At 73.0% G+C, this 15,432-nt stretch carries 14 protein-coding genes and 1 riboswitch; of the genes, 4 read left to right on the top strand and 10 right to left on the bottom strand.

Annotated features, from left to right (window positions below; genetic code table 11):
• Positions 1-59 precede the first annotated feature (59 nt).
• The 5 genes from AC507J_RS29950 to AC507J_RS29930 form a co-directional block, all read right to left on the bottom strand.
• On the bottom strand, positions 60-518 hold the full coding sequence (locus AC507J_RS29950) for a helix-turn-helix domain-containing protein (RefSeq protein WP_496293492.1): 459 nt from the start codon (positions 516-518) through the stop codon (positions 60-62).
• Positions 519-726: 208 nt separating this feature from the next.
• The gene (locus AC507J_RS29945) at positions 727-1,290 is read right to left on the bottom strand and encodes a CinA family protein (RefSeq protein ID WP_496293490.1); all 564 of its coding nucleotides are present in this window, start codon (positions 1,288-1,290) and stop codon (positions 727-729) included.
• 94 nt (positions 1,291-1,384) lie between these two features.
• Positions 1,385-1,978, bottom strand: a complete 594-nt coding sequence (gene pgsA / locus AC507J_RS29940; RefSeq protein ID WP_496293488.1) for a CDP-diacylglycerol--glycerol-3-phosphate 3-phosphatidyltransferase — start codon at positions 1,976-1,978, stop codon at positions 1,385-1,387.
• Positions 1,979-2,034: 56 nt separating this feature from the next.
• A complete protein-coding gene (gene rimO, locus AC507J_RS29935) occupies positions 2,035-3,558 on the bottom strand; it encodes a 30S ribosomal protein S12 methylthiotransferase RimO (protein WP_496293486.1) in 1,524 nt (507 codons plus the stop codon).
• 50 nt (positions 3,559-3,608) lie between these two features.
• The gene (locus AC507J_RS29930) at positions 3,609-4,538 is read right to left on the bottom strand and encodes an ornithine cyclodeaminase family protein (RefSeq protein WP_496293484.1); all 930 of its coding nucleotides are present in this window, start codon (positions 4,536-4,538) and stop codon (positions 3,609-3,611) included.
• A gap of 92 nt (positions 4,539-4,630) precedes the next feature.
• Positions 4,631-4,698, top strand: a riboswitch (guanidine-III (ykkC-III) riboswitch).
• A 58-nt stretch (positions 4,699-4,756) separates the two neighbouring features.
• Here AC507J_RS29930 and AC507J_RS29925 point away from each other — a divergent pair.
• Complete coding sequence (locus AC507J_RS29925; protein ID WP_496293482.1) at positions 4,757-5,071, top strand: DMT family transporter; 315 nt, start codon at positions 4,757-4,759, stop codon at positions 5,069-5,071.
• 174 nt (positions 5,072-5,245) lie between these two features.
• Positions 5,246-5,485, top strand: coding sequence for a hypothetical protein (locus tag AC507J_RS29920; RefSeq protein WP_496293480.1), 240 nt, complete (start codon positions 5,246-5,248; stop codon positions 5,483-5,485).
• A gap of 203 nt (positions 5,486-5,688) precedes the next feature.
• On the opposite strand, the gene AC507J_RS29915 is transcribed toward AC507J_RS29920, so the two are convergent.
• Complete coding sequence (locus AC507J_RS29915) at positions 5,689-8,121, bottom strand: FtsK/SpoIIIE family DNA translocase (protein ID WP_496293478.1); 2,433 nt, start codon at positions 8,119-8,121, stop codon at positions 5,689-5,691.
• A gap of 113 nt (positions 8,122-8,234) precedes the next feature.
• Between AC507J_RS29915 and AC507J_RS29910 the strand changes: the two genes are divergently transcribed.
• Positions 8,235-8,711 carry a YbjN domain-containing protein gene (locus AC507J_RS29910; RefSeq protein ID WP_496293476.1) on the top strand — a complete coding sequence of 159 codons (477 nt, stop codon included), beginning with the start codon at positions 8,235-8,237 and terminating at the stop codon, positions 8,709-8,711.
• Positions 8,708-10,432, top strand: a complete 1,725-nt coding sequence (locus AC507J_RS29905) for a YbjN domain-containing protein (protein ID WP_496293474.1) — start codon at positions 8,708-8,710, stop codon at positions 10,430-10,432. The genes AC507J_RS29910 and AC507J_RS29905 overlap by 4 nt, the downstream gene beginning before the upstream one ends.
• A 101-nt stretch (positions 10,433-10,533) precedes the next feature.
• Here AC507J_RS29905 and AC507J_RS29900 read toward each other — a convergent pair whose 3' ends face one another.
• The 4 genes from AC507J_RS29900 to thyX all read right to left on the bottom strand — a co-directional run bounded on the left by AC507J_RS29900 (position 10,534) and on the right by thyX (position 15,428).
• Positions 10,534-11,718, bottom strand: coding sequence for a S1 family peptidase (locus AC507J_RS29900; protein ID WP_496293472.1), 1,185 nt, complete (start codon positions 11,716-11,718; stop codon positions 10,534-10,536).
• Between the two features lie 186 nt (positions 11,719-11,904).
• On the bottom strand, positions 11,905-13,596 hold the full coding sequence (locus AC507J_RS29895) for a ribonuclease J (protein ID WP_111244574.1): 1,692 nt from the start codon (positions 13,594-13,596) through the stop codon (positions 11,905-11,907).
• Positions 13,597-13,648: 52 nt separating this feature from the next.
• Entirely contained in the window at positions 13,649-14,575 is a 927-nt protein-coding gene (gene dapA / locus AC507J_RS29890) for a 4-hydroxy-tetrahydrodipicolinate synthase (protein ID WP_496293469.1), read from the bottom strand.
• Between the two features lie 112 nt (positions 14,576-14,687).
• Complete coding sequence (gene thyX / locus AC507J_RS29885; RefSeq protein ID WP_496293538.1) at positions 14,688-15,428, bottom strand: FAD-dependent thymidylate synthase; 741 nt, start codon at positions 15,426-15,428, stop codon at positions 14,688-14,690.
• Positions 15,429-15,432: the final 4 nt, after the last annotated feature.

Raw genomic sequence — 15,432 nt, 5'->3', positions numbered from 1 at the left:
GGGGGACGAGCACGATCAACCCTACGCGGCGCCGGCAACCGCGACCATCGGCCGCAGGTTCAGGCGGCGCAGACCACGTCCCGCTCGGTGCGGTCGGCCGGACGGACCCGGGCGCTGCGCAGGGTGGCCTTGAGCGGGGAGTCCTGGCGTACGGAGACGGCGACGGTGCCGTCCGAGCTGACGTGGTGCACCCCGCGACCGGTGTTCTTGTCCACCGACGCCGCGGCGACCGACGTCGCCTCGGCCGGCCCGTCCTGCACCGGAACGAGCACGCCCGGCATCTGCTCGGCGAGCGCGACCGTGTCGCTGACCTCGCGGAGCAGCTCGGACAGGCGGGCGCCCAGCGCGTCACAGATCGCGGCGAGCAGTTCGCTCGAGGGTTCCTTCTGGCCGCGCTCGATCTCAGACAGGTACCCCAGGCTGACGTTCGCGGCGGAAGAGACCTCGCGCAGCGTGCGGTGCTGCCCCTGCCGGCGCGCCCGCAGTGCGTCACCGATCACCCGGCGTAGCAGGACCATCGCACCTCCCCTGAGGGACACAGTTCGCCCGACCTCGGAGGACCGGCGGCGGCACCGGCCCCGATCGTCGGAGCCTTCCCGCAACCGTACCCGTTACGCGCCGCCGCGACATCCCACCCCGCCCGGGTACCCCATGGCGTCACCTTCCGACCGCCACCGGTGAGCTTCCCGTACGGCCGCCCGCCACCGCCCGATTTGCCGCTCCTTCTCAGCCGCGACCGGCCGCGGGGCTCGGCTCGTCGGCGGTCTCCGGGACCTGCTCGTCGGCGGTCTCCGGGACCTGGATGTGCTCGGCGAGCAGCCGCAGCGCCCCGGTCACCGCACCCGCCCGGATCCGGTCACGCCCCCCGTCGAGGTCGAGTTTCCGCACCTCGGTGCCGTCCGGCCCGGCCACCGCGACATAGACCAACCCGACCGGCTTGCCGTCCTGGGGCTCCGGGCCGGCCACCCCGGTGGTGGCCAGCGCCCAGTCGGCCCCGCAGCGGCGTCGTCCGCCCTCGGCGAGCGCCGCCGCCACGTCGGGGTCGACCGGCCCGCGTTCGGCCAGCAGCGGCGCCGGTACGCCGGCCAACAACTCCTTCAGCTCGGTGGCATAGACCACCAGCCCGCCCCGGTACGCGACGCTCGCCCCGGCGATCTCGACGATCGTGGCGGCCAGCAGTCCACCGGTGAGCGACTCGACGGTGGCCACCGTCTGGTGCCGTTCGGTGAGGCGGTGCACCACACCGGCCGCCGCGCTGCCCATGGATCCTTCGGCTTCTCTGATGCCCATTTGTCGCATCCTTCCCGACCAGGCGGTGGTCTACTCGCCGCAGCGCCGATCAGCCGCTGCTCCGGTGCCGGCAAGCGGCGTCCCGCCGGGCCGGTCAGCCGGTGCTGCGGCGCAACCGGAGGGCCTGGGCGAGGTAGTCGAAGCCGGTGAGCACCGTCACGGCGACCGCCGCGCCCATGATCCATGGACCGATCAGGGCCAGGGCGGCGGGCATCGGCCACAGGTACCAGGCGATGGCCAGGATCTGTAGGCCGGTCTTGACCTTGCCGCCCCGACTCGCGGCGATCACGCCCCGGCGGATCACCCAGAACCGCAGGGCGGTGATGCCCAGTTCCCGGGCGAGGATGACGATCGTCACCCACCACGGCAGCCGGTCGTAGGCCGACAGCAGCAGCAGGGCGGCGCCGGTGAGCGCCTTGTCGGCGATCGGGTCGGCCACCTTGCCGAAGGCGGTCACCAGCCCGAACCGACGGGCGATCCAGCCGTCGACGAAGTCCGTGAGCGAAGCGACGGCGAAGATCAGCGAGGCGACGACCTGCCACCCGGTGTGCGTCATGGCCGAGACGATCGCGGCGGCGACGAAGACCGGCACCAACGCCAGCCGCAGCGCGGTCAGGGCGTTGGCCGCGTTGACCACCGGCACCCGGGCCACCACCGGCAGCGGGGTGGATTCCGTCGCCCCGGTCATCGGCCCACCGTCGGGCACCACACCTCGTCGCTCCCCCGCCTCGTCCCGGCCCGCCGTCACCGCGCCGCGCCGGGCGCCGCCGAGATCATCTCATCCGGTACCGCCACCAGGTCCACGCCCTCGGTGCCGGTCACGGTGGCCCGGACCAGGTCACCAGGGCGCAGCGCGGCCAGGTCGACCCCGCCGGCCTCCGGTGCGACGAGCGTGGTCGAGCCGTCCACCTCCGGCGCCTGGTGCGCGGCGCGTCCCTCGACGACACCGCCGTCCACGGAGTCGACAAGCACCTCCACGGCCGAGCCGAGGCGGTCCTCGGCGCGCTGCGAGCACAGTTCGTCGGCGAGCGCGCTGAGCTTGTCGTACCGGCGCTTGATGGTGGCGGCGGAGACCTTGCCGGGCAGCCCGGCGGCCTCGGTGCCGTCCTCGTCGCTGTAGTCGAACATCCCGATCGCGTCGAGCCGGGCCTCGGTCAGGAAGCGGACCAGCTCGTCGACGTCGGCGCGGGTCTCGCCGGGGAACCCGACGATGAAGTTGCTCCGCGCCCCGGCCTGCGGCGCCAGCGCCCGCGCACCGGCCAGCAACTCCAGGAACCGGTCGGTGGAGCCGAAACGCCGCATTCGGCGCAGCACGGGCTCGCTGGAGTGCTGGAACGACAGATCGAAGTAGGGTGCCACTCCCGGGGTGGTGGCGATCGCCTCGACCAGGCCGGGCCGGGTCTCGGCCGGCTGGAGGTAGCTGACCCGGACCCGGACGATGCCGTCGATCACCGCCAGCTGCGGCAGCAGCTTCTCCAGGGCACGCGGGTCGCCCAGGTCCTTGCCGTACGAGGTCGAGTTCTCGCTTACCAGCACCAGCTCACGGACGCCGCTCTTGGCCAGCCATTCGGCCTCGGCGAGCAACTCGTCGGGCGTACGCGAGACGAAGGCGCCCCGGAAGGCCGGGATGGCGCAGAACGCGCACCGCCGGTCGCAGCCGCTGGCCAGCTTGAGCGAGGCGACCGGACCGGTCTCCAACCGGCGGCGCAGCACCGGCCGCAGGTGCGCGGGGGTGTGCTCGTCGATGTCGGCGGCGCTGCCGTGCCCGGGCAGCGAGACCGCGCTGTCCCGGCGGGCGACCGGGGTCAGCGGCAGCAGTTCCCGCCGGTCCCGGGGGGTGTGCGCGGCGAACTCACGACCGGCGACGACCGCGTCCAGTCGGGCGGAGATCTCCGGGTAGTCGTCGAAGCTGAGCACCGCCCGGGCCTCGGGCAGGCTGTCGGCCAGCTCCCGGCCGTACCGCTCGGCCATGCAACCGGCGGCGACCACCTTCGCTCCGGTGTCGGCGGCGGCCAGCAGCGTCTGGATGGAGTCCTGCTTGGCCTTCTCCACGAAGCCGCAGGTGTTGACGACCACCACGTCGGCACCCTCGCCGTCGGTGGTCACCTGCCAGCCGTCGGCGTGCAGGCGGGCGGCCAGTTCCTCCGAGTCGACCTCGTTGCGGGCACAGCCCAGGGTCAGCAGGGCGACCCGGCGGCCGTCACCGGCGGACGACTCCGCCGCACGCGCCGAGCCGGACTGGTCATCAGGGGAGGTGGCAGACACCATCCGAGGGTACCGGGCCGCCCGGCCCGATCCAGCGGGGCGGCTGGCACCGCTCAGCCGGACGCGGTCGGCGCGAGCAGCCGGACCAGGCGGTCGAGCAGGAAGACCTCGGTGCCGGCGAGACCGACCGAGCAGAAGACCGAGATCTGGTCCGCGCCGGTGCGGCCAGGTGCGGAGCCCGCCAGCACCGCGCCCAGGTCACCCAGCCGCGACGCGTACGGCGGCTCGGCGGCGAGCATCGGCGGGGCGTACGACGCGGCCTGCACCGGGGAGTCGCTGACCAGTACGGCCGCCCGGTCCAGCAGGTCGGCGGCGAACTCGGCGCGATCGCGCTGCTTGAACCCGACCGCGTTGACGTGGCTGCCCGGGGCCAGGTCGGCGGCGGCCAGCACCGGCGTCGGGCTGGTGGTGGCCAGCACCACCACGTCCCGGCCGTGCACCGCCGCCCGGGCGGTGTCCACCGGGCGGGCCGGGATTTCGAGTTCGGCCCGGACCCGGGCGGCGAACGCCTCCCGGCGCGCGGCCGAGCGGCTGTACACCGTCACCTCGCGCAGCGGGCGCACCGCGGCGGCGGCCCAGACCTGGGTCCACGCCTGTCCGCCGGAGCCGATCACTCCGAGCGTCGCCGCGTCCGGACGGGCCAGCGCGTCCACCGCCACCCCACCCAGCCCGCCGGTACGCCGGGAGCCCAGTTCCTCCCCCACGGCGACCGCGCGCACCGCGCCGGTACGTCCGTCGTGCAGCACCACCAGCTGTTCGGTTTCGGGGTGCCCGAAGGTGTCGTACGCCCGGTACCCGTACCACTGGCCCACCAGGTGCCCGGCGGTGAGCACCATCCGGCCGCCGCCCAACGGCACGGCGGCCCGGGGCGGGGCGACCAGCCGGCCCTCGTACCCGGCCAGCAGGGCCGCGCGCATCGCGTCCACTGTGGTCTTCGCGTCCAGGGCGGCGGCGACCTCCGCGTCGGAGATGAGGACGGTCATGACTCCATCGTGCTAGGTGAAGCAAGGTTGAGGTCCACTTCGGTGATCTGCGTCACCTATGCGGCCGTGGCCCGACCGGTGCTACGGTCGGTCCCGACGGTCCGAGGTGGCCGTCCCGGACGAGTCGTGGGCGTACCCGGTCAGGCCAAGACGCCCCGTAGGTGGAATCGACTCCGCCCGGCGCCCGGTGGCCCGGGCGACGGCGAAGAGGTGACTCGATGGCCTGGATCGTGCTGGTGCTCTCCGGAATGCTGGAAACCGCGTGGGCGGTGGCCCTGGACCGCAGCGCGGGCTTCACCCGGGTGGTTCCCACGGTGGTGTTCGGGGTCACGTTGGTGCTGAGCATGATCGGCCTGGGGTACGCGCTGCGCGAGATCCCGGTCGGCACCGGATACGCGGTCTGGGTCGGCATCGGCGCGGTCGGCACCGCCCTGGTCGGCATGGTGGCGCTCGGCGAGCCGGCCAACCTGCCCCGGCTGCTCAGCCTGCTGCTGGTGGTCGCCGGGGTGGTCGGGCTCAAGCTCTTCCACTGATCGACCCCGCCCGAGCGGGCGCCCCGGCCGCAGCGCCCCATTGAGCGGGCGTCCCGGCCGCAGCGCGCGATTGAGCGGGCGCCCCGGCCGGGGCCGAATCGGCGATGCTGTTTGGACTGTGACCCGACCTGGGTACTCCGCGATCAACCGAAGAGTTGACACCCGGAGGAGATCATGGCCAACCCGTACGCCGGCAGCCGCCCGCGCACCAACGCCGCCCGCATCTGCACGATCCTCGGCTTCGTCTTCGCCGCCCTCGCTCTCTTCCTGTTCCCACTGCTGTTCGGCCTGATCGCCGTGGGTCTCGGGGTCGCCGGTGCGGTGCAGGGCGACAAGCCGCTCGGCTGGTACGCCGCCGGCGCGGGCGTCGCCGCCATCCTGCTCAACCTGGTGCTCGCCAGCGCGCTCACCTGAGCACACGCGAAGTCGACAGACAGCGCAGCGGCCCGCCGGACTCCCGGCGGGCCGCTGCGGTTTACTGCACCGCCCACCGTTCGTCTACTGGGAGGCCACCTACTGGTCGTCCCTCGGCTGACCGCCTACTGGTCGTCCCTCGGCTGACCGCCTACTGGTCGTCCCTCGGCTGACCGCCTACTGGTCGTCCCTCGGCTGACCGCCTACTGTCCGTCCCCTTGGAGGCCGGCCAGGACCTCCTCCAACTCGTCCGGTTTGACCAGCACGTCGCGTGCCTTGGAACCCTCGGACGGGCCTACCACGCCCCGGGTCTCCATCAGGTCCATCAGCCGGCCCGCCTTGGCGAAGCCGACCCGCAGCTTGCGCTGAAGCATCGAGGTCGAGCCGAACTGCGAGGTGACCACCAGCTCGACCGCCTGCACCAGCAGGTCCAGGTCGTCGCCGATGTCCTCGTCGATCTTCTTCTTGCTGTCCTGGGCGGGCGCCAGCACATCCGGGCGGAACTCCGGCTCGCGCTGGTCCTTGCAGAACTTGACGACGTCGGTGATCTCGCGCTCGGTGACCCAGGCGCCCTGGATGCGGATCGGCTTCGAGGCGCCCATCGGCAGGAACAGCCCGTCGCCGCGGCCGAGCAGCTTCTCCGCGCCGGGCTGGTCGAGGATGACCCGGGAGTCGGCAAGCGAGGAGGTGGCGAAAGCCAGCCGGGACGGCACGTTGGCCTTGATCAGGCCGGTCACCACGTCGACCGAGGGGCGTTGGGTGGCCAGGACCAGGTGGATGCCGGCGGCGCGGGCGAGCTGCGTGATCCGGACGACGGAGTCCTCGACGTCGCGCGGGGCGACCATCATCAGGTCGGCCAGCTCGTCCACGATCACCAGCAGGTACGGGTACGGGCGCATCTCCCGCTCGCTGCCCGGCGGGGCCTTGATCTCGCCGTTGCGCACCTTGCGGTTGAAGTCGTCGATGTGCCGGACCCCGTTCGCGGCGAGGTCGTCGTAACGCATGTCCATCTCGCGGACGACCCACTCCAGCGAGTCGGCCGCCTTCTTGGCGTTGGTCACGATCGGGGTGACCAGGTGCGGGATCCCCTCGTAGCCGGTCAGCTCGACCCGCTTCGGGTCGATCAGCAGCAGCCGCACCTCGTCCGGCGTCGCCCGGGTCAGGATGGAGACGAGCAGAGTGTTGAGGCAGCTCGACTTGCCGGCACCCGTGGCGCCCGCGATCAGGATGTGCGGCATCTTCGCGAGGTTGGCGATCACGTAGCCGCCCTCGATGTCCTTGCCGAGCGCCACCACCATCGGGTGGTGGTCGCTGGTGGCGACGCGCGAGCGGAGCACGTCACCGAGGGCCACGTTCTCCGGGTCGGTGTTCGGGATCTCCACGCCCACCGCGCTCTTGCCCGGGATCGGGCTGAGGATGCGGACGTCGGGTGACTTCACCGCGTACGCGATGTTGCGGGAGAGCTGGGTGATCCGCTCGACCTTGACCCCGTGGCCCAGCTCGACCTCGTACCGGGTGACCGTGGGCCCTCGGGTGAAGCCGGTGACGTCGGCGTCCACGCCGAACTGGTCGAAGACCCCACGCAGCGCGGCGATCACCTCGTCGTTGGCCTTGCTCCGGCTCTTCGGCGCGGCACCGGTGCTGAGCATGTTCGCCGGGGGCAGGGTGTAGTCGCCGGCCAGCCCGGTCAGGGCGAGCTGCTCCGCCCGGGTCGGCGCGGGCGAGTGCTCGGGCGGCTCGGCCGGCTTGCGGCTCGCCGGCACCCGCGAGGGCGCCTTGCGCGGCAGGACGACGGTCTCCTGGAGGTCCACCCCGTCCAGGTCGTCGAACTCGTCCGGGTCGATCGGCGGCGGCGTGCGCTTCGTCGGACGGCGGCGCGGCGGCGCGGCGGGGGCCTCCTCCGTCTCCTGGCCGGTCTGACCGAGCACGGTCCCGGCGAGCAGGCCGAGCCGCTCGGGGACCTTGTTGATCGGTGTCGCGGTGACCACGAGCAGCCCGAAGACGAGCAGCAGGATCAGCAGCGGCATCGCGACCCAGGCGGTGACCGCGCGCTCCAGCAGGCTGCCGACGCCGGCACCGATCAGGCCGCCGGCGAAGTCCCGCTCACCCGGCCCGGCCGGCTGCTGGCCGATGTGCAGCATCGCGGCGGTGGCGACCAGCATGGCGCCCCACCCGATCAGGCCACGGCCCCGGTGCTCGGGATCGCCGGGCTCGCGCATCAGCCGCCAGGCGCCGATGCCGAGCAGCACCGGCACCACGATGGAGATCGCCCCGAGGAAGAGCCGGACCGTGTCGGCCAGCCGGGCGCCGACCGGCCCCGCCGCCGAGAACCAGATCGCCCCGGCGCTGAGCAGGGCCAAGCCGATCACCAGCAGACCGGCACCGTCCCGCCGGTGCTCCGGTTCGAGGTCTCGACCCGAGGCGGCCCGCACCGACCAACCCACGCCGTGCGCCAGGCCCATCCACAGTGCCCGGATCCCCCGGCCGACGTACGCGGCGGGGCCGGGCCCACGCGTGGTGGTGCGGCGCCGCGCGGGCGCGCTTGTCTTCTTGGCCGGTTGGCGAGCACGACTGTTCGTCCCACCGCGCGGCGACGCGCCGCGCCGCCGGCTCGCTTGAGAGGTACGGCCCGCCATAGCATCACCGTAACGGCGGCCCCCGCGATCCGCCGGTCTTCCTGGTGGCGTCCGCGTGTCGCAGCGCGGTCCCCGCCGGCTGTCGTGATATTCGCCTGGCGAAGGAGTGCCCGATGGCGTCGCCGGAGTTCGAGGACGGTCCGGACACTCCACTGGCCGGGCATCCCTCGACGCTGCGGCCGTTGACGCACGACCTGCTCGCCGCGGTGCTGGCCCGGCGGGGGCATCCGGTCAGCACCGACGCCGGTGGTGACCTGGTCGGCCGCTGGGCCGGTGGCCACATCTGGTTCCTGCGCTCGGGCACCGCCGGGGAACTGCTCCAGGTGCGTACGGTGGCCTCGGACACCTTCCCGGTCGACCTCGTGCCGCACCTGCACGAGTTCTGCAACACCTGGAACCGGGACCGGTTCTGGCCGAAGGCGTTCGTGCACGTCGACGACGCCGGCCGGGCCCGGGTCTGTGGCGAGGTCATCACCGACCTGGAACGCGGGGTCACCCCACATCAGCTGGACCGGTTGCTCGACCGGGGCATCTCGACCGGCTGCCGGTTGGCCGCCGAGGTGGGCCGACTCGCGGGAACCCGCCCGTGACCGGCTGGGTCCCGGGCGGCCGGCGACGGCCACGGGCGACGACCGGCGGCGGCGCACGCCCCGAGTCACGGCCCGCCGACGCCCTGGCCGACGCCCGGGACCTGCCCGACGGCGAGGCGCGGGGCGCGGCCCTGGAACGTGCCGCCGCCCTCGCCGAGGCGGGCGGCGACCGGCGGTCCGCACTGGACGCCTGGTCCGAGCTGGTCGAGATGCACCTGCGCGGGGGCGAACAGTGGCGGCTCTTCGAGCCGGTGCGACGCTGCCTCGACGCGGCCGGGTGGCCCGCCGGGCCGGTCGGCGGCACACCGGGTGGGCCCGACGAGGAGACGCTGCGCCGCTACCGGCGGTACGCCGTCGAGGCGCTGCTCGGCACCCCGCGCATCGGCCTCGACCAGGCCCGGCACCTGCTGGACGGGCTCACCGGCGGGGCGCCCGGCGACGCGGCGCTCAGCGCCCAACTGCACTGTCTGATCGCCGACCACACCGGCGACGAACCCGCCGCCCGGCGGTGGCTGGAGCGGTGGCGGGCGGCTACCGGTGACCCGGCCGCCGGCTGTCCGGACTGCCTACCGCTACGGCAGGCCGAACTGCTCGCCGGCTGGGGCGACCAGGCCGAGGCGCTGGCCACCCTGGCGCCCCTGCTCGACCCGTCGGCCCACGGAACCGCACAGCCGTCGGTCCACGGAACCGGCCAGCCGTCGGCACACGGGACCGGCCAGCCGTCGGCACACTGCACCGCGCAGCCCGAGGCCGCCCTGGCCGGGGCGCTACTGCCCTGGCTGCGGGCCGGACAGGCGCGGCAGGCCGCCGAGGCGCACGTGCGGGCGTACCGGCGGCACCGGGTGGCACCGGACGGCTTCGGGTACCTCGCCACGCACCTGCGCTTCTGCGCGCTCGGCGGGCACCTCGACCGGGGTCTGAAGATCCTCGTCGAGCAGTTGCCCCGGCTCGACGAGCCGCACGACGACCTCTCCGTGATGGAGATCGCCGCCGCGGGCGCGCTGGTCTGCACCCTGGCCGCGCAGGAGTCAGCGCCGCAGACGGTACGCCGGCCGGCGTACCGGGGACGGCCGGCCGCCGAGGTAACGGTGGCGGCGCTCGGCACCGAACTGCTCACCGTCGCCACCGGACTGGCCGGCAGCTTCGACGCCCGCAACGGAACCGGGCACCAGTCCGGCCGGATGGCCTCCTGGTTGGCCGAGCGCCCGCTGGCCGGGCCGGTGCCGCTGCCCGCCGACGAGCCGGACGACGATCCAGCCGAGGCCGACGAGCCGGTGGCCGGCGAGGGATCGGACGAGGAGCCGCGAGCGGACGAGCTGGCGGCGTTGACGGTGCGGATGATCACAACCGCGCTGGACCGGCGCGGCGACGGATACGCCCTGGACGCCGCCGGCACCGTGCTCGGTCGGTGGGGCGACGCGATGATCCAGTTTCGGCGGGCCGGCGAACGGGGCGAGGTCCTGCACGCCCGGGTGGTCGCCGATCGCCGGCTACCGGTGCACCGGCGGGCCGAGGCGTACGCGTTCTGCAACGGCTGGAACCGTGACCGGTTGCTGCCCAAGGCGTACGTGCACGATTCCGGCGACGGTGCGCTCGTGCTGGCCGGCGAGATCACCACCGACCTGGCGTACGGGGTGGCCCCGACCCAGGTCAGCGTGCTTGTGGACGCTGCGGTACGCACCGGCGTCGCGTACGCGGAGGCAGTCGCGGCCCTACCCTGAGCGCGCGCCGGCTGGACCCCCGCGACCGACCTGGCCCAGCTGGCGCCGGATACCCCCGGACCCGGCCGGCGGGAAGATCCGCTCGGCCGGGCCCGGCGGGGTCAGCGCTGGCCGCCCAGCGCGCGGAAGTTCTGGGTGGTGATCAGGGTCAGGTTGTTGCGCTGGAGGATCTCGTTGACCGGCTGGTAGAACGTGGTGCCGCCGACCCGGCAGTCACCCGAGCCGCCGGAGGTGACGCCCTGGGCCTGGTTGCCCGAGATCCACGAGCCGCCCGAGTCGCCCGGTTCGGCGCAGACGTTGGTCCGGACCAGCCCGCTGACCAGCCCCTCCGGGTAGCGCACGGTGGCGTTGCGCGCCTGAACGGTGCCGCAGCTCACCCCGGTGGTGGAACCGGACCGGCAGATCGACGCGCCGGCCGGCACCTCCTGCGAGCCGGCGACCCGGGCGATGCCGCCCCGGAAGTCGGTCACCTCGGGCAGCACCGTGTTGTTGCCGCTGATCTGGACGAACGCCCAGTCGTCGCCAGGGAAGGAGGAGGCCCGGAAGGCACCCAGCGGTGAACCGTCGAAGTTCCTGACCGGGTCACCGACCTGGCCACAGTGCCCGGCCGTGACGAAGCCGCCGACCACCGCGAAGCCGACCGAGCAGCGTCCGGGACCATTCAGGAAGGCCTCGCCACCACGCAGGTCGGCGAAGAGGCGGGGCTGCTCCTCGGTGGCCATCCGGACCGCCTGGCGGGGCACCCCGGCGCGGGCGACGAAGCGCCAGCCGGCCTCCTCCGCACCCGGCTGAGCGAGCACCACGACGGTGTTCGACGAAACGTCGACGTACCAGCCGGAGACCTGTCGGGCGGCGGCGGCCGTACGGTCCATCCGGGTCTTGAGCGCGTCGAGCTGCCCGACCCCGCGTTCGACCACCTTCGGCACCGCCCCGGCGGCCTGGACCCGCCGCGCCTGCGCCTGGTCGGCGACCGCCACGTTGAGCTGGCTACCGTCGGCGCTGAGCCAGCTGCCGCCGTAGGCCGCGCCGAGTTCCGTCCGCAGCTGGTCAACCACGCCGGTCGCCCAGCGTTCGGTCTTGAGCCGAGCGGCCACCTGCGACTGATCCAGCCCCAGGTCGCGGCCCATCGCCTCGACCACCTCCGGGTCGACTCCCTCCACCGCCTGACTGGTCGGCGCGGTGCTCGGCGCGCCGCCGTCGCCGGCGAACGACGGCAGGGTCACCGCCGCCGCCGCGCCCACCGCCGCCACCACGACACCGATGGCTGTCAATCGTCTCCGGTCCATCCGCCATGCTCCTCCCGGCCGGCGTGGGTACGCCTGCCGGACCGGAGTACGGGCAAAAGGGCCGAACGGTTGAACAAACCGGCGATCGGTTTCGATCCGTGCCCGCCGTCGTACGGCGTGCGGCGGCCGGGCGGTCCGTCGGTACCCGGATGAGCCGGGCTCCGCCGGACCGCACCGGACGCGGGGTCAGACCTCGACGACGGTGGGGACGATCATCGGACGGCGGCGGTAGGCGTCGTTGACCCACCGGCCGACGGTCCGCCGGACGATCTGCTGGAGCTGGTGCGGGTCGGTGATGCCGTCCGTCGCCGCCCGGTTCAACGCCTCGGTGACCAGCGGTATCACCGCGTTGAACGCCTCCGAATCCTCCGAGAAGCCCTTGGCGGAGACCGTCGGGCCGGCGACCACCTTGCCGGTGACCGAGTCGACCACCACCGTCGCGGCGATGAAGCCGCCATCGCCGAGGATGCGCCGCTCGGTGAGCAGCGACTCGCTGACGTCACCGACAGCCAGCCCGTCGACGTAGACGTACCGGCTCTTCACGTGGCCGACCAGGCTGGCCCGCCCCTCCACCAGGTCGACCACGTCGCCGTCCTCGCAGAGCACCACCCGGTCCGGGGCCACGCCGGACTCGATGCCGAGCCGGGCGTGCGCGCGCAGGTGCCGCCACTCCCCGTGCACCGGCATCAGGTTGCTGGGCCGGACGACGTTCAGCAGGTAGAGCAGTTCGCCGGCGGGCGCGTGCCCGGAGACGTGCACCTTTGCCACGTCCTTGTGCACCACCACCGCGCCGGCCCGGGCCAACCGGTTGATCACGCGGTAGACCGAGGTCTCGTTGCCTGGCACCAGCGAGGAGGCGAGCACCACGGTGTCGCCGGGGGCGATGGTGATGTGCCTGTGGTCCCCGCTGGCCATCCGGCCCAGGGCGCTCATCGGCTCACCCTGCGAACCGGTGGACATCAGCACGATCTGCTCCGGCGGCATCGACGTCGCCTCGTCCAGCCCGACGACCAGCCCGGCCGGGATGTTCAACAGACCGAGGTCACGGGCGATGCCCATGTTGCGGACCATGGACCGGCCGATCAGGGCGACCTTGCGGCCGTGCTCCAGCGCCGAGTCGAAGACCTGCTGCACCCGGTGCACGTGCGAGGCGAAGGAGGCCACGATGATCCGGCCGCGCGCCTTCGCGAAGATCGAGTCGAGGACCGGACCGATCTCCTTCTCCGGCGTGACGAAGCCGGGGATCTCCGCGTTCGTGGAGTCCGACAGCAGCAGGTCCACGCCCTCGGCGCCGAGTCGGGCGAAACCCGCCAGGTCGGTGATCCGGCCGTCCAGCGGAAGCTGGTCCATCTTGAAGTCGCCGGTGTGCAGCACCAGCCCGGCCGGGGTACGGATGGCCACCGCGAGCGCGTCCGGGATCGAGTGGTTGACGGCGAAGAACTCACACTCGAACGGGCCGAGCCGTTCCCGTCCCCCCTCCCGCACGGTAAGCGTGTACGGCTGGATCCGCCGCTCGGCGAGCTTCGCCTCGACCAGCGCCAGGGTGAACTGCGAACCGACAAGCGGGATGTCGGGCTTGTGGGCGAGCAGGTAGGGCACGGCACCGATGTGGTCCTCGTGGCCGTGGGTCAGCACGATCGCCTGGATGTCGCCGAGCCGGTCCAGGATCGGGCCGAAGTCGGGCAGGATCAGGTCGACACCGGGCTGCTCCACATCCGGGAAGAGCACACCGCAGTCGACGACCAGCAGCTTCCCGTCGTACTCGAAGACGGTCATGTTCCGACCGATGGCACCAAGCCCGCCGAGCGGGATGATCCGCAGCCCGCCCTCCGGCAACGGCGGTGGAAGTGGGGCCTCCTCGTTGTGCGCCGCGGTCACGCTTTCACCTCATTCTGTGACGCCGTCACCCGGCGTCCGTCGTGTCGTTCGATCATTCGGGGAGCGGCAGGCCCGCCGCCGCGCAGTCGGCGCGCAGCTGGGCCAGCTGGTCTTCGGTGGCGTCCACAAGCGGTGACCGGACCGGGCCGGCCGGCAGGCCGCAGGCGGCCAGGCCGGCCTTGACCAGGATCGTGCCCTGGGTACGGAAGATCCCGGTGTAGAGCGGCAGCAGCCGGCGATGCAGGGCGAGCGCGGTCGCCCCGTCACCGGCGTCGTACGCCTCGATCATCCGCTTGGTGTCCAGGCCGGTGAAATGGGTCGAGGTGCCGACCACGCCGACCGCGCCGACGGCCAGCGCGGGCAGGGTGAGCGAGTCCTCACCGCTGTAGTACGCCAACTCGCTGCGGCTGGTCACCCAGCTGGTGGCGGTCAGGTCACCCTTGGCGTCCTTCACCGCGACGATGCGGCCGTGTTCGGCGAGCCGGACCAGCGTCTCGGTCTCGATCGGCACACCGGAGCGGTGCGGGATGTCGTAGAGCATCACCGGCAGGCCGGTCGCGTCGGCCACGGCGGTGAAGTGCCGCAGCAGCCCGGCCTGCGGCGGCTTGTTGTAGTACGGGGTGACCACCAGCAGCCCGTGCGCGCCGGCCTTCTCTGCCGACGCGGCCAGCTCGATGGTGTGCCGGGTGTCGTTGGTGCCGACGCCGGCCACCACCCGGGCCCGGTCGCCGACCGCCTCCACCACGGCCCGGATCAGGCGCTCCTTCTCCGCGTCGGTGGTGGTCGGCGACTCACCGGTGGTGCCGTTGACCACCAGCGCGTCGTTGCCCTGCTCGGCGACCAGGTGGTCCGCCAGGCGCGCGGCGCCGTCGAGGTCGAGCGCGCCGTCGGCGGTGAACGGGGTCACCATGGCGGTGAGCACCCGACCGAAGGGGCGGGACGCGGCCCGGACCGGGGTGTCAAGGTGGTCGTGCGTCATGAAGACAACCTAGCGGACTGCCGGCGGAGGCCCGCCGGGGAAGGGCTCAGGACCCGAAGGGACGTACGGGCTCCCGCCCGCTCGGCACGGGACGTGCCGCCTTCCGCCTCGGTCAGGACGGGGCGTACGGGCTCGCCGCGACCTCGGTGCCGTCCGGCAGGGTCGAGATCACGAAGTCGGCGAAGACGTTCGGCGCGACCCGCTGCAACTGCCGCAGGCACTCCACCGCCAGCTCGCGGATCTCCACGTCGGCGTGCTCGGTGGCCCGCATCGCGATGAAGTGCCGCCAGGCCCGGTAGTTGCCGGTGACCACGATGCGGGTCTCGGTCGCGTTCGGCAGCACCGCACGGGCCGCCTGGCGGGCCTGCTTGCGGCGCAGGGTCGGGTTGGGTTCGTCGGCGAAACGCCGTTCCAGGCCCTCCAGCAACTCGTTGTACGCCCGCACGCTCGCCTCGGCCGCCTCGACGAATCGCTTGTGCAGCTCCGGGTCCTCGGCGATTACCCGCGGCTCGACCATGGCCGCGTCCCGCTCCGGCACGTAGCGCTGGGAGAGCTGGGAGTAGGAGAAGTGCCGGTGCCGGATCAGCTCGTGGGTGAACGAGCGGGACACCCCGGTGAAGTAGAAGCTCACCGATCCGTGTTCGAGTACGGAAAGGTGGCCCACCTCCAGGATGTGCGCCAGGTAACCCGCGTTGGTCGCGGTGGCCGGGTTCGGCTTCTTCCAACTCTGGTAGCAGGCCCGACCGGCGAACTCGGCGAGCGCCTGACCGCCCTCGGCGTCAGTCGACCAGGCCACGTCCTCCGGCGGGTCGAACTGGGTCCACGCGATCAACCGCACCTCGGGCTGCACCATCTCC

Source organism: Micromonospora sp. PRAS1 (assembly GCF_059553435.1).
Note: the sequence above shows the minus strand (reverse complement) of the source record. Positions and strands in the feature narration are given on the sequence as shown.

Excerpts from the sequence above, each read along its gene's own strand:
- thyX (WP_496293538.1), bottom strand. The coding sequence starts at position 15,428 with ATGGTGCAGCCCGAGGTGCGGTTGATCGCGTGGACCCAGTTCGACCCG.
- AC507J_RS29910 (WP_496293476.1), top strand. The coding sequence starts at position 8,235 with ATGGCGTCGCCGGAGTTCGAGGACGGTCCGGACACTCCACTGGCCGGG.
- rimO (WP_496293486.1), bottom strand. The coding sequence starts at position 3,558 with ATGGTGTCTGCCACCTCCCCTGATGACCAGTCCGGCTCGGCGCGTGCG.
- AC507J_RS29915 (WP_496293478.1), bottom strand. The coding sequence starts at position 8,121 with ATGGCGGGCCGTACCTCTCAAGCGAGCCGGCGGCGCGGCGCGTCGCCG.
- AC507J_RS29900 (WP_496293472.1), bottom strand. The coding sequence starts at position 11,718 with ATGGACCGGAGACGATTGACAGCCATCGGTGTCGTGGTGGCGGCGGTG.
- AC507J_RS29920 (WP_496293480.1), top strand. The coding sequence starts at position 5,246 with ATGGCCAACCCGTACGCCGGCAGCCGCCCGCGCACCAACGCCGCCCGC.
- AC507J_RS29945 (WP_496293490.1), bottom strand. The coding sequence starts at position 1,290 with ATGGGCATCAGAGAAGCCGAAGGATCCATGGGCAGCGCGGCGGCCGGT.
- pgsA (WP_496293488.1), bottom strand. The coding sequence starts at position 1,978 with ATGACCGGGGCGACGGAATCCACCCCGCTGCCGGTGGTGGCCCGGGTG.
- AC507J_RS29950 (WP_496293492.1), bottom strand. The coding sequence starts at position 518 with ATGGTCCTGCTACGCCGGGTGATCGGTGACGCACTGCGGGCGCGCCGG.
- AC507J_RS29925 (WP_496293482.1), top strand. The coding sequence starts at position 4,757 with ATGGCCTGGATCGTGCTGGTGCTCTCCGGAATGCTGGAAACCGCGTGG.
- AC507J_RS29930 (WP_496293484.1), bottom strand. The coding sequence starts at position 4,538 with ATGACCGTCCTCATCTCCGACGCGGAGGTCGCCGCCGCCCTGGACGCG.
- dapA (WP_496293469.1), bottom strand. The coding sequence starts at position 14,575 with ATGACGCACGACCACCTTGACACCCCGGTCCGGGCCGCGTCCCGCCCC.